Origin of the sequence: Chryseobacterium culicis (genome assembly GCF_900108365.1) — a bacterium.
Taxonomy (GTDB): Bacteria; Bacteroidota; Bacteroidia; order Flavobacteriales; family Weeksellaceae; genus Chryseobacterium; species Chryseobacterium culicis.
In genome coordinates this window covers 1,267,160-1,280,721 of record NZ_FNWQ01000001.1, presented here as the reverse complement: position 1 = coordinate 1,280,721, position 13,562 = coordinate 1,267,160, and the positions used below count along the sequence as shown (strand labels likewise).

At 36.9% G+C, this 13,562-nt stretch carries 10 protein-coding genes; 4 read left to right on the top strand and 6 right to left on the bottom strand.

The features are described from left to right. From BLW74_RS05635 to BLW74_RS05625, 3 genes are all read right to left on the bottom strand, one after another. A complete protein-coding gene (locus BLW74_RS05635) occupies window positions 1-2,769 on the bottom strand; it encodes a porin family protein (protein ID WP_089690439.1) in 2,769 nt (922 codons plus the stop codon). Between the two features lie 67 nt (window positions 2,770-2,836). Further along, window positions 2,837-5,245 carry a vWA domain-containing protein gene (locus BLW74_RS05630; protein ID WP_089690438.1) on the bottom strand — a complete coding sequence of 803 codons (2,409 nt, stop codon included), beginning with the start codon at window positions 5,243-5,245 and terminating at the stop codon, window positions 2,837-2,839. 12 nt (window positions 5,246-5,257) lie between these two features. Beyond that, window positions 5,258-5,776, bottom strand: a complete 519-nt coding sequence (locus BLW74_RS05625) for an RNA polymerase sigma factor (protein ID WP_089690437.1) — start codon at window positions 5,774-5,776, stop codon at window positions 5,258-5,260. A 206-nt stretch (window positions 5,777-5,982) separates the two neighbouring features. On the opposite strand from BLW74_RS05625, the gene BLW74_RS05615 reads away from it, so the two are divergent. Both BLW74_RS05615 and BLW74_RS22340 read left to right on the top strand, forming a co-directional pair. Further along, window positions 5,983-7,185, top strand: coding sequence for a C1 family peptidase (locus BLW74_RS05615; protein ID WP_089690435.1), 1,203 nt, complete (start codon window positions 5,983-5,985; stop codon window positions 7,183-7,185). A gap of 189 nt (window positions 7,186-7,374) precedes the next feature. Further along, the gene (locus BLW74_RS22340; protein WP_167358375.1) at window positions 7,375-7,533 is read left to right on the top strand and encodes a hypothetical protein; all 159 of its coding nucleotides are present in this window, start codon (window positions 7,375-7,377) and stop codon (window positions 7,531-7,533) included. 185 nt (window positions 7,534-7,718) lie between these two features. On the opposite strand, the gene BLW74_RS05610 is transcribed toward BLW74_RS22340, so the two are convergent. Then, the gene (locus tag BLW74_RS05610) at window positions 7,719-8,780 is read right to left on the bottom strand and encodes an NADH:flavin oxidoreductase (RefSeq protein WP_089690434.1); all 1,062 of its coding nucleotides are present in this window, start codon (window positions 8,778-8,780) and stop codon (window positions 7,719-7,721) included. A gap of 166 nt (window positions 8,781-8,946) precedes the next feature. Between BLW74_RS05610 and BLW74_RS05605 the strand changes: the two genes are divergently transcribed. Both BLW74_RS05605 and BLW74_RS05600 read left to right on the top strand, forming a co-directional pair. Further along, complete coding sequence (locus BLW74_RS05605; RefSeq protein WP_089690433.1) at window positions 8,947-9,339, top strand: winged helix-turn-helix transcriptional regulator; 393 nt, start codon at window positions 8,947-8,949, stop codon at window positions 9,337-9,339. Between the two features lie 124 nt (window positions 9,340-9,463). Further along, window positions 9,464-9,880: a carboxymuconolactone decarboxylase family protein gene (locus tag BLW74_RS05600; RefSeq protein ID WP_089690432.1), complete on the top strand. Its 417-nt coding sequence runs from the start codon at window positions 9,464-9,466 to the stop codon at window positions 9,878-9,880. 2 nt (window positions 9,881-9,882) lie between these two features. Here the strand turns inward: BLW74_RS05600 and BLW74_RS05595 are convergent, their stop codons facing one another. Together BLW74_RS05595 and BLW74_RS05590 are read right to left on the bottom strand one after the other, a co-directional pair. Then, window positions 9,883-10,647, bottom strand: a complete 765-nt coding sequence (locus tag BLW74_RS05595) for a DUF7003 family protein (protein ID WP_394331225.1) — start codon at window positions 10,645-10,647, stop codon at window positions 9,883-9,885. A 194-nt stretch (window positions 10,648-10,841) separates the two neighbouring features. Then, on the bottom strand, window positions 10,842-13,274 hold the full coding sequence (locus BLW74_RS05590) for an alpha-ketoacid dehydrogenase subunit alpha/beta (protein WP_089690430.1): 2,433 nt from the start codon (window positions 13,272-13,274) through the stop codon (window positions 10,842-10,844). Window positions 13,275-13,562: the final 288 nt, after the last annotated feature.

Here is a 13,562-nt window from a genome sequence, read left to right as displayed (position 1 = left end):
TTAAAATCTAAATGAAACAATGCATCCAAAAGTTTTAAAAGAAGGGAGATTGAAAAAATCCAGCCCTCTTCCGTTATCCATATCATAAAAATTCTGATTGGGATCTACGCCTTTATTGGCCTGCCAAAGCATGATATTATTTACGTAAAATGTAAGTCTGAGATTCTGTCTGTCATAATTAATCGGAAAATTGGCAGACAGCGAAATATTGTTGATTCTGATATAATCTGCCTTTTGAATATAGTTTTCCGCCACTCCCAGATAGCCGTACCTCGACCATCTGTTTTCCTGAACATTCCGATTGGGATCATAAAAATCAACAGGAATCTGATTGGCAGTTCCATTCGCCTGTACGCCTTCGAAAACATAATTTTTAATATTCCTTTCTTCACCGGAGTTGTCAGAACGGCCGTAATAATCAAGAACTGCCTGGGTTCCGTTCCAGAGGTGGCCGCCTTTTTTCCACTCCCAATTGATATCTAAAGAAAAGTTTTTATACACAAAATTATGATTGAATTTCATCACAAAATCCGGTGTAGGATCTGCAATAATTTTCATTCCGGCTGCCTTTTTAGGAAATCCGAATTCATCAATAATCAATTGTCCCGCTTCATTTCTTTCAAAATAACTTCCCATCACAGCTCCCAGAACCTGCCCTTCCGACAAGGTTTTATAAATATCTTTAAACCCTGAAACGGCCAAATCCTGATATCCGGAAGCTACCCGGTCTACAATGTCTTTATATTTAAAAAATGAAATTTTATGGGTGGTATGCACATCATATCCCAAACGCAATCTTTCGTAGGCAAAATTGAATTCATAGCCGCTGTAGGTATGATCTGCGATATTTTTTACTCTTAGCCGGTTATTTTCGAAAACAGGAAATACATCATCTGTATTCTTTTTATTGAAATATTCTCCGTCCACACTTATGTTATTGCCAAAATTTAATCTGGCACCGATCTTCCATTCTCTGGTGTTAATATTAGATAAATTTCTGAAACTTTCTACTTCCTGCACCGGAAAATACTGTTGATAGTTTTGTGCGTTCAATAATGTGGTGGCATAGGACGCATAAGACCTTGTCATTTCAGGCTCTGTGCTTAATCGGGCATAACTTCCCAGTATTTTAAAATCATAATTATACCAATTAAAGATATCATTGAATTTTACATAGAAATTAGCTTTTGGAAGCCAGTAGTTATTTTTAAGCGAGGTATTAGAGATATAGAATGCATTTCCGAGATTAAAACCTGCTTCAAAGTCATACTTATTAATCTCCATATTATAATTAAAAATATGATCCTGTGAAGTTCTCTGATACCGTGATTCCCGATTGACAAGACTATTATACACATCTGATTTCCTGTTGTTTAAAATAAAATTCAGACTGAATACATTCTTAAAATCATAGTCTCCCAGTGTATACGTCCCCAGTATATTAGAATGGTACAGGCTGTTGTTCTGAATTCTTTCATTCCGTAACCCATTGATAAAACCGTAGGTGGATGGCTGATACTGATCCAGGTTGTTGATGTTGTTATTTTCATAAGACTGGGCAAGATTCAATCTGAAACCTCCCCAGATTTTGAGGAGATTAAGACTAAATTGTCTTTGGCTGTTCTGATACTGGTATTTGCTATCCTGTTTAAACAGGAATGAAGGATTGTCTGCATACTGGCTGTAACTTCTCTGCATACCGCTATTGAGGAAGGTACTCTGCTCATTGGAAAAAGAAATGGGTGTCAGCAATGAATTCTGGTAGGCTCTGTTGAACAACCCGATTCTGTTGGTATTGGTTGCTTTATCTTCTTCGTAATTAAAGGCAAGGTTTACAGAATATCCGGCAAAATTTGTGCTTAGTTTTGTTTTAAAGGTATTAGCAATATCAAACTGATCTATAAAATACATCTGGTTTTTTTGCTGTCCAATATTGAAAGAAAGACGAATCTTTTCATTGTTATCTTCTCTAATAAAAGCACTTACATTCAGCTGGTTATTATATCCTGCTGTAGTCTTGAAAATGTTGTTGTTATATTGTTGTGCACGCTGTAAACCATTGACCCATGGAATTAACCTTCCGTTATGATCATAGTCGTAAGGCAGCCCATTAAATCCCAGCGTAGAAATATCGGGTCCGAAGCTGAATATTTCATTGGTTTCAGGACCTTTCCAGACAAGATTCCCATTTTCTGATCTTCCCTGAACAAATTGATTTTGAGTTCCGGGAATGGCATTCCTGCTTTTAATATCGAGAGAGGTGGTAAAGCTTCCATTCAGTACCAGCGTTCTCTGGCTAATACCTTTTACCGTATATATACTGTCATTTTTTAGTTTTAATTTTCTTATTTTATCAAAATAAGGATAGGAATTTTTACTTAAACGAGTCTTCGTTTTTTCCATACTGAACTCATCTTCAGTTTCTTTTGAGACCAAACTGTCATACGCTTTACTGTAAATATTCTCAACATTTTTCTTTGCCGTCTGATTTTCCAGAATTGACTTCAATTCTCTGAGTTCATACGGAGCTATAACATGGGTGTTTTTCCCCTGATTCCAGACCAGCGTATCATAAGGCTTGGCAGCGATAATGGCCAATCCCCTGCTATCAGTGAGCTCATAAGCTCCACTGCTTTTATTATGAACCTTTAAAAAATTCTGCGCCTTATTTTTAGCCGTCAAAAATTTTCCGGAATAGTACAATTGTGAGTTTTGCGCCTGAAAAATGGTAATGGTAAATGGCAGTAACAGCAGATAATTCTTTTTCATCAGTTATTAGTATGCTTTAAAAATAGTAAAAAAAAGAAATTTCCGGGGAAATTTCTTTTTTAGAGGTTTATTTTTGAATTGTTTTATAGCTCTCTATCAGCCTTATAAATTCTGAACGGTATCCTTCTTCGTCTTTACTTTTGCCCTGTCTGGCCAGGCTTTCAATATCGGAAAGATCTTTTCTGGTAATAAGTTCCGAGTTTCTCAGTACCAAGCCGAACCATGCTACGGAAGAAGCAAATTTAAAATCCGGACTTGATGAGGATATTCTGCCGGCTACATTTTTCACTATCTGGCTTATTTCCCGGCTGGTGTCTCCGTCAGGTTTTTTATACCTGAACTTTATCGTTGCCAGTTCTTCTCCAAAGCCCTTCGAAGAATTCCGTGTATATTTCAGATTACTTTCTTTAGGAGCAAACTCTGATTGTATCCCGGCAGGAATCACTTCATACAAAGCGGTAACGGTATGCCCGCTTCCCAGTTCCCCTGCATCTATTTTATCATTGGTAAAATCCTCATTCTTCAGCTTTCTGTTCTCGTAACCAATCAGACGGTATGAGTGTACATATTCGGGATTAAACTCAATCTGGATCTTTACATCTTTGGCAATGGTATACATGCTTCCTGCAAATTCTTTCCCCAGAAACTTATGGGCTTCCTGCATATTATCGATATAAGCGTAATTTCCATTTCCTTTATCAGCAAGGGTTTCCAGGGTATTGTCTTTATAATTGCCCATTCCAAAGCCTAAACAGGTGAGGAAAACGCCCGATTTCCTTTTATCTTCAATCAATGTTTTAAGATCTGAAGTGGAAGAAGTTCCAACATTAAAATCTCCGTCTGTTGCAATAATGACACGGTTATTACCATCTTTTACAAAATTTTCCATAGCCAGCTTATAAGCCAGCTCAATCCCGGCTCCTCCAGCTGTACTTCCTCCTGCCTGAAGACGATCCAAAGCTTCAATAATTTTATCTTTTTCTGCTGCTGAAGTAGGTGGCAAAACCATTCCTGCACTTCCCGCATACACTACAATTCCTACTTTATCTTTGGGTCTGAGCTGATTCAACAGTACTTTAAAGGAAGATTTCAATAATGGCAGTTTATTTTCTTCATTCATTGACCCTGATACATCAATAAGAAAGACAAGATTCGAAGCAGGCAAGTTATCCATCGGAATATTTTTTCCCTGAAGTCCTATCTTAAGCAGTTTATGATCAGGATTCCATGGGGAGTCGCTGTATTCCGTATTGATTGAAAAAGGATCTCCGTTTTTAGGCTGAGGATAATCATATTTAAAATAATTAACCATTTCTTCGATTCTCACTGCATTTTTATCGAATGCCTGACCATTATTGATCATTCTTCTTACATTGGAATAGGAAGCGTTATCAACATCAATAGAGAAGGTAGATAAAGGCTGGTTTTGTGTCAACTCAAAAGGGTTTTCAACAAAAGCATCATAGCTTTCATTATTTCGAGTAACCGGGGTAATCTGTTTCTGTTTACTGATTTCCTCCTGCAGCTTTTTCAGTTTTTTTCTTTCTCTTCTGGAAAGATCTTTGGTAGTCACTACAATGACTCCATTTGCTGCTTTACTTCCGTAGATTGCTGTAGCAGAATTTCCTTTTAGAACGTCAATATTTTCAATTTTGTTTGGATCCAATTTTCTGAATTCCTCCTCTGATCTTACGATCCCGTTGAGAACAAACAAAGCTTTATTTTCCGGTTTTACAGACGCTGCCCCTCTGATCACCAGCTGATTTTTAATATTAATATATCCCGGAGCAACATTAATTCCCTGATTTCCCGATCCATTGATCCGAACTCCTGCAACAGATCCCTGCAATGAGGAATAAGCAGCCGGAGAACTTACAGAAGATTTATCTGTAGAAGCAATCATAACCGTTGAAGATGCAACAACAGATTTATAACTCTTTTTAATCCCTAAAGCAGTAACTACAACTTCATCAATACTTTGTGTTTTTAAAGTATCATTATAAATTGTGGGTAAAGATGTTGTTATTCTATCAGGAGCTTGTACTGGCGGTAAATTGCATGTAGGTGGAGATTTGTATACATTCATTCCTACAATCGGTGAAGGTTGATTCAGTAAAGGAAGAGGTACAGATCCAGGCAATTCTTCTTTCCTGATATTTTCTTTGATGGTACGGTCTATTTTTGCAATCTCTGTTTTGTTAATCGGTCCTCTCAGCGTTGTATTCTTTGTTACTACAGGTTTTAAAGGTTCAGCAGATTCCTTTTTATTCATAAAATAAAATGCTCCCATACCAATCACAAGACTTGCAGCAATACCATACGGCAGCCAAAGGGGAATCATTCTCTTTTTCTCTTCTTTTGTATCTAATTTCTCTTCAATTTTTTCCCATACTTTCTCAAAACCAGGAAAAACGGCTGGCTCTTCTGAAAGCTTGGACGCTTCATTGAATTGTTGATCTATATGATTATTTTCCATTGTTGTAAAAGTTTAAATGTTTTGATTCCCTAAAAGTTCCTGCAGCTTCTTTCTTGCAAAATTGAGCTGGGATTTTGAAGTTCCTTCACTGATGGAAAGCATGGCTGCTATTTCCTTATGGGGATAGCCTTCAATAGCGAAGAGATTAAAGATGGCTCTACAGCCTTCCGGAAGAAAATTCAGTAAGCTCAGAATATCTTTTTCCAGAGAAAGGTTATCTGTAGTTCCTTCAGCATGGTCAATGAAGTTTTCTTCCAGAGAAATAAACAGTCCTTTGCAGGTTCTTAATTTCTGCAGACATTCGTTTACCGCAATTTTTCTTGCCCATGCTTCAAAAGTATCAGCCTTCTGAAGCTGGGTAATTTTCGTGAAGATTTTGTAGAAGGTATCGGCCATTACTTCCTCTATATCTTCATCGTTTTTCAGATAGCGTCTGCAGACTGCGTAAAGCCTGCCCGCCATTTTCTCGTAAACTTTCCGCTGAGCATTGCGGTTGCTACGCTGGCATTCCAATAATAATTCTTGTTCCATAGTCAGGAGTTATACTATTATAGATGCGGAAACTTTTGAAAGGGTTGGAAACATAAACAACTTTTTTAAGAAAATGGTTAAAAAGTAAAATGGTAAAGCTTTTTTTTACTTCAGTAATATCTTTTTTTAATTTCAAATTTAACTTTTCATTGTGTAACAAATCTCTATTATCAACGACTATTAATACAAATAATCTTTTTATAGTAATGAAAAATGCCAAAATTGCATCATTACTTTTTGTTTTGTCTGCAGGAAGTATGATGTTTGCCCAAGATGACTTAATCAACAAGTTAAAAAACAACCACTCACAAAATGCTAATTTCCAGTTCACAACACTAAAAGATGTTGGTGCTACTTCGGTAAAGAACCAAGGGTCTTCAGGAACTTGCTGGAGCTACTCAGGAAACTCTTTCCTTGAATCTGAAATGCAGAGAATGGGCAAAAAACCTGTAGATCTTGCTGAAATCTTTACAGCAAGAAACTCTTACCACGACAAAGCAAAATTATATGTTTTGAATAATGGCGCTATCAGCTGGGGTGACGGAGGAGAACTTCACGATGTAATCAATATGTACAAGAAGTATGGTACGGTTCCTCAGGATGTTTATACGGGGTTAAAATCCGGACAGACTACGAACAACTTCAAAGAAATGCAGGGTAAACTGAAACCTGTTCTTGATAGTTTAGTTCAGGCTTCCTCAAAAGGTAAACTGACAGACAACTGGATGGATTCTGTAGATGCCATTCTTGATGAATACTTAGGAAAAGTACCTGCTAATTTTACGTATGAAGGGAAAAACTACACTCCAAAAACGTTTGCGAAGGAAGTGGTAGGAATTAATCCTGAAGATTATGTGGAATTATCTTCTTACAAAGATTATCCTTATTTCCAGAAATTTGTAGTTCCGATTCCTGATAACTGGAGCCATGATTCTGACTGGAATGTTCCGATGAAAGATCTTACAGCAATTATTGATAATGCAGTAAGCAAAGGATATTCTGTAGGTTGGGCAACTGACGTTTCTGAGCCTTATTTTTCTTACAAAAACGGGGTAGCTTACGTTCCTGATATGGATCTTGATCAGATTACCGCAGAAAACAAGCAGACTTTATTTACTGAGCCTAAAAAAGACAAAACCATTACTGAGGATATGCGTCAGAAAGCGTTAAACAACCTTTCTACAACGGATGACCACGGTATGCATATCGTAGGTCTGGCGAAAGACCAGACCGGAAAAGAATATTATATGGTAAAAAATTCATGGGGCGTAACCAATGATTTTGCCGGATATATTTACGTAACAAGACCATATGTAGAGTACAAATCCACGGCAATTCTTGTTCACAAAAATGCAATTCCGAAAAGCATTTTAAAACAGTTAAAGCCAACCAAAAATATTGGTTTATAGAAGAAATCATTTCTGCCGGTACATGGCAGTTTTAGATATTTAAATCTGTTAAAACCCGCTTCCGGAAATCCGGAAGCGGGTTTGTTTTTAGAATATACTATTTCAAAGAATATATTTCACTTTTTAGTGCAAAGCATTGTTTAATTTCCAAAAAATATTATATTTGTTTTCACCAACAACGCATTACATATGAAAAATCTAAGAAAATTATTAAAATCAGATTTAAAGACAATTATCGGAGGAAATGCTCCAGAGTGTCCTGAAGGAAGTACGGCTTGCTATATTCCCGGCAGTAATGGAATTCCGCCTCGCTGGAGATGTGTTCCGGATTCTATAGGATGTCCATAAATTTACAAAATCGGCTTTCAGGAAATCCTGAAAGCCGATTCTTTAATAAATAGGTGAAAATTAAATATAAAATAAAGTTAATTATGCTGATTTAATACCATACCGGTTGGTCAGTTCTGCTTTGCAGGCGAATATAATGCTGCTACAAAAACGACTGCGCAGTGAATTCACAACTGTTTATGCTATTAAAATAAAACGTTCATACTTTCTGCTGAAAAGTCCAGAAGAGCTTCTGTATTGCCGTCCTTGATTTTCTGTACCCATTGGTGATCCTGCAAAATGGCTCTGCCTACGGCAACAAGATCAAATTCTTCATGATCAAGTCTTCTGATCAGGTCCGTAAGGTCTGCTTTCTCTGTTCCCTGTCCTGCAAAAGCATTAAGGAAATCTCCGCTTAAGCCTACAGAACCTACGGTAATGGTTGGCTGGCCGGTAATTTTTTTAGCCCATCCTGCGAAATTTAAATCAGAACCTTCAAATTCAGGTTCCCAGAAACGGCGTTGCGAGCAGTGGAAAATATCCACTCCGGCTTCTTTTAATGGCAATAACCATTCTTCCATTTCATTTGGAGTAAATGCCAGCCTGGTTTTATAATCCTGCTGTTTCCATTGTGAAAGACGGATGATAATGGTAAAGTCCTCTCCTACTGCTGCTCTGATCGCTTTTACGACATCAACAGCAAATCTGCTTCTTTCTTTTAATGTTTTACCACCATATTCGTCAGTTCTTGTATTGGTAACTTCCCAGAAAAACTGGTCGATAAGGTATCCGTGTGCTCCATGAATTTCTATACAGTCGAAACCAAGATCTTTTGCAGATTTTGCAGATGCTGCAAACTGTGCAATTGTATCCTGAATATCTTCAATGGTCATGGTGGAAGCTTTTTCCATAGGAACCAAAGGATAATCTTCAGACATTCTTGTATCTCCCACGTGCCAGATCTGTGGCCCCATTTTGCCTCCATTCTGATGAACGGTATCAATAACATTTTTCCATCCGTTCAGCGCTTCTGTTCCATAGAAATCCGGAATATTCTGCATATTTTTTGATCCCGGTCTGTTGATCACGGTTCCTTCGGAAAGAATCAATCCTACTTCTGAAGCGGCTCTTCTTCCGTAATAGTCTGCGATATTCTGTGTAGGTACTCCATTATCAGACTGTGCTCTGGTCATAGGAGCCATTACAATTCTATTTTTAAGCTGTAAATTTTTGTATTGAAACGGTTTAAATAATGATGATGTGCTCATATTTAAATTTATATTTTATAATTGTTACACAAAGTAACTAATAATAGTTCACTTTTGTATCTTTTATTAAAAAAATAGTGGTAACTTCGCAGTAACTTATATTAGTAACATCAAAGTAACACATGAAATCTTGTTTCATATGATTATTTAACATAAATTTTTCCTTATGAAAAAGAATGAATTAATGCAATACAGCTGTCCTCTGGGCAAAGCAATGGCTGCTTTGGGAAGCAAATGGAAGCCAATTATTGTTCTTGTTATTAAAGACAGAAAGTTACGTTTCGGGGAACTGGCAGTACGCATTAATGTCATTTCCAGAAAGGTACTTACCGATCAGCTGAGAGAAATGGAAACTGACGGACTGGTGATCCGCGAAGAATTTAAAGAACTTCCTCCAAGAGTAGAATATTCACTTACAGAAAAAGGATTGGCTTTATTACCTATTCTTTATTTGCTGGAAGAATGGGAAGCGAAATATCAGGTGAAAGGGCATCATGAAGATAAAGACTGCGTTTTTTTGAATGAGGATAAGAAAAATAAAAAGGCTGTCAACGTTTGATGGCTTTTTGCTTGTAAAAGCACTTTATCAATAAAGCACTTTCAAAAAGGTAAGTGTATTACGAAAAAGTAAGTATATAGGTTCAAAACCATTTCTGATGCAAATTTGCAGAAAAAATTTCATTATGAATTACAAAGACATTGCAAAAGAAACCATTGGAAATCTGTATAGAGCCCACAACAGCATCAGAAAATCCGGTATTGATGAAAAACTGATTGCTTTGGTGGAGTTAAGGGTGTCTCAAATCAACGGATGTGCCTATTGCTGCAGCTATCACGCTAAAGAACTTTCAGATTTTGGCTTTGAACAAGATGTCATTAACAGACTTCCGGGCTGGAAACATACCAATGTCTTCAATGATCAACAAAAGCTTGTTTTAGCATGGGCAGAAGCTCTTACGTACAGCAAAGATGATTGGGAAGATACTAAAGCAAAACTTATAAAACATTTTACAGAAAGAGAAATTGTAGAGCTTACGGCAAGCATTACCCTGATGAATACTTTAAATAGATTGAGGATTACTTTGGCAGAAGAGGATTAAAGTTACATGTTTCCGGATTCCCAGTTACTCCAATGATTGTTAAAAGGCAATGCAGGCTTCCAATAAGAAGAATCCCTGGTAACCAAAACCTTGGCTATCATCTTATAGGTTTCCTGTTTGCTTGGTAAAATTTCTCTGTCATAATGAAACTTGTCTATTGTCATTATTTTTTTTAGTTTCTTGGGAATATGCATTTTTATTTCATCTTCCGAAGCATAGAGTAATGAAGGATTTATTTCATTATAATATCTTAGCAAGTCTCCAAATCCTATCAGTCTTCTGCCACTATCAAAGTTTTCTAATTTAATTCCTGCTTTTTCATAATCTTTATAATTAGAATTAAAAGGAACAAATTGATTCCTAATTTTTATGTCTTTAACGTGTTCTCCGATGTGTTCGAATGTTTCTAAATCACTTCCTTCTTTATTTTCAATTCTTTTGAATTCATCACCATCAATTAAAACAATATAATGGGTATTACTTATATAATTTATCTCTCCATGTTTTTCTATAGAGTAACCAATACAGTTACCAATATAATTAAGCTCTATTTCTGCTCGTGCTGCTCTATTTTGGTATCCATTTTTTTCAAAAACTATTGCCCATTGTCCTTCATCATTTCCATATAAATGTATTCGGTTTCCTGCTGTCAAAAAATAGCCATGCTCCAGATCCATGAAAAAATTATATTGAATTTCATTTGATTTTTTTTGAGGGAAATATGAACCGGGCTTACCATTGAAAGCCAAATCTAATTGATTTAAAATTTCAGTTTCTTTAGAGTTCTGTGCTCGACAAAAAAATAATGCAAAAAAAAATACATATGATGGATATCCGTTTCATAGAATTGATTTAAAAGATGAGCTAAAAAAACATTATACAAATCTTTAAATGTACAAATTTCCTAAAAACAAAACCGCTCCCAAAAGGAAGCGGTTTTAAAATTTATCTAAAATCCCAATTAGAATATCGCCGGATATTTCTGAGGATTTGTTTCATTAAACATAGCGTAGATTTTTTCTACCATATCGTCTGTAGACGGTTTGCTGAAATAGTCACCATCACTTGCGTAAGCAGGTCTGTGATCATTTGCAGAAATTGTCAACGGATCTGAATCCAGGTATCTGAATGCTTTTTGCTTTTCAAGGATCTGCTGTAAGATGAATCCTGTAGTTCCTCCTTCCACATCTTCGTCAATCACGACTAATCTGCTGGTTTTCTTAACACTTTCAGCAATTTCGTGAGATAAATCGAAAGGAATTAATGACTGAATATCAATTACTTCTGCAGAAATTCCTAATTTTTCCAATTCGTTAGCTGCTTCTGTTACAATTCTCCAGGTAGAACCATATGTTACCAAAGTAACATCTTTTCCTTCTTTCGTTACTTCAATTTTCCCCACAGGAACAGTGAATTCCCCTAAGTTATCCGGCTGTTTCTCTTTTAATCTGTATCCGTTCAGACATTCTACGATGATCGCAGGTTCGTCTGTCTGAAGCATTGTATTGTAGAATCCGGCAGCTTTTGTAAGGTTTCTAGGTACCAATACTAAAATACCTTTTGAAAGGTTAAGAATACCCGCCATTGGAGAACCTGAGTGCCAGATTCCTTCTAATCTGTGACCTCTTGTTCTGATGATCAATGGAGCTTTCTGACCTCCTTTGGTTCTGTAATGTACTGTTGCCAGATCATCACTCATTCCCTGTAAACAGTAAAGAACATAGTCTAAGTATTGGATTTCAGCAATTGGTCTCAAACCTCTCATCGCCATACCAATTCCCTGTCCAAGGATCGTTGCTTCACGGATTCCTGTATCAGCGATACGTAAAGCACCGTATTTTTCCTGCATTCCTTCCAATCCCTGGTTAACATCACCGATGTTTCCGGTATCTTCTCCAAAGATTAAGGTTTCAGGATATTTTTCAAAAATTTTGTCAAAATTATTTCTGATCACTACTCTTCCGTCCACCTCTTCTGAACTGTCAGAATAAACAGGTTTGATTTCCTGAATATTTTCAGCTTTCCATTCCGATTGAGAATATAAATGCGATGAATAGTTATCTTTTTCAACTGCAGCCACTTCATTGTATTTCTGCATCAGCTCAGTTCTTTCTGCCGAGTTTGTGCCCCTTGTAGCCAGTAAAGTTTTTCTTACCAAATGGAAGATATCCTTCTTTGCTTTTGACACAAGTTTGCTGAAGTTCGCAATATAGGTCTCTACTTCAGCATTCTGACCTTTAAGATTTTCCACCAAAGGCAGAATAGACTGAATAAGTTCTGAAATTGATTTCTGATAGTTTTCCCAAGCAGTTTTCTGCCCTGCTTTTGCAATCTTCTTAGCCTCATCATCTATTGCTTCCAGCTCTTCTGCAGTGGCAATTACTTCTTCTTTTCCTTCAATTTCGATAGAATAATTCAGAATCCACTCTTTGAATTTTGCAAGTCCGTCATACTCGGCTTCCCAGGCCAGACGTTCTTCGTTTTTATATCTTTCGTGAGATCCGGATGTAGAGTGCCCCTGAGGCTGGGTAACGTCAATCACATGCACTACTACCGGCACGCTTTCTGTTCTTGCAAAATGTTCTGCTTTAGCGTATGCATCCAATAATGCCGGATAATCCCAGGCTTTTACCTGGATAATCTCACATCCCTGATTTTCTCCTTCTTTTCTCTGGAAACCGCTCAGCATTTCGCTGATGTCAGCTTTTGCTCTCTGGTTCTTTGTAGGAACTGAAATTCCGTATCCGTCATCCCAGATTGAAACAATCATAGGAACCTGAAGCGCACATGCTGCATTCAGAGTCTCCCAGAAGTGTCCTTCTGCAGTAGAGGCATCCCCAATGGTTCCGAAAGCAATTTCGTTCCCATTTTTTGAGAATTTTTCGGACCCTTCAAATTGTACACTTTTATAGATTGCTGAAGCCTGAGCCAGTCCCAATAATCTTGGCATCTGCCCGGCTGTAGGAGAAATATCGGAAGAAATATTTTTCTGAGCTGTCAAATCTTTCCAGCTTCCGTCTTCATTTAAACTTCTTGTTGCGAAATGCCCGTTCATCTGTCTTCCCGCTGAAGCAGGCTCTCTCTCCACGCTGGTATCCGCATACATCTGTGCAAAGAAACTTTCTACTGTTAAGGCCTCTATTGCTAATGCAAAAGTCTGATCCCTGTAGTATCCTGAACGGAAGTCCCCATTTCTGAAAACTTTCGCCATTGCAAGCTGAGGAAGTTCTTTTCCATCCCCAAAAATTCCGAATTTAGCTTTTCCAGTGAGTACTTCTCTCCTTCCGAGATAAGACATTTCACGAGAGATCCTTCCTAACCTGTAGTCTTCAAGTATTTGATTTTTAAAATCTTGAAAGGATATCTGCTGTGTTTCAATATAGGTTGTTTGCATAGCTAAGTAAAAAAGTTTTTTAATCTTCAAGTATTTTGCTAATATACACTTTTTAAATTAATTTTAATTTTTAATAATCTTTTTTAAAAATTTGATAATAAAAAAAATTGTGCTTTATTTTGATTAAAATTGTAAATGATGGAAAAAAAGTCACCTCACATTTTGAACGCTTCGAGCAATCTTTTAGGGTTTTCGTTGATTATTATTACCTCTTTGAAAATCTCTAAGATCAGTCAGAATACCTATTTGGACGAATTTGCCGGGTTTGCCTGTATTCTTTTTGCCTGC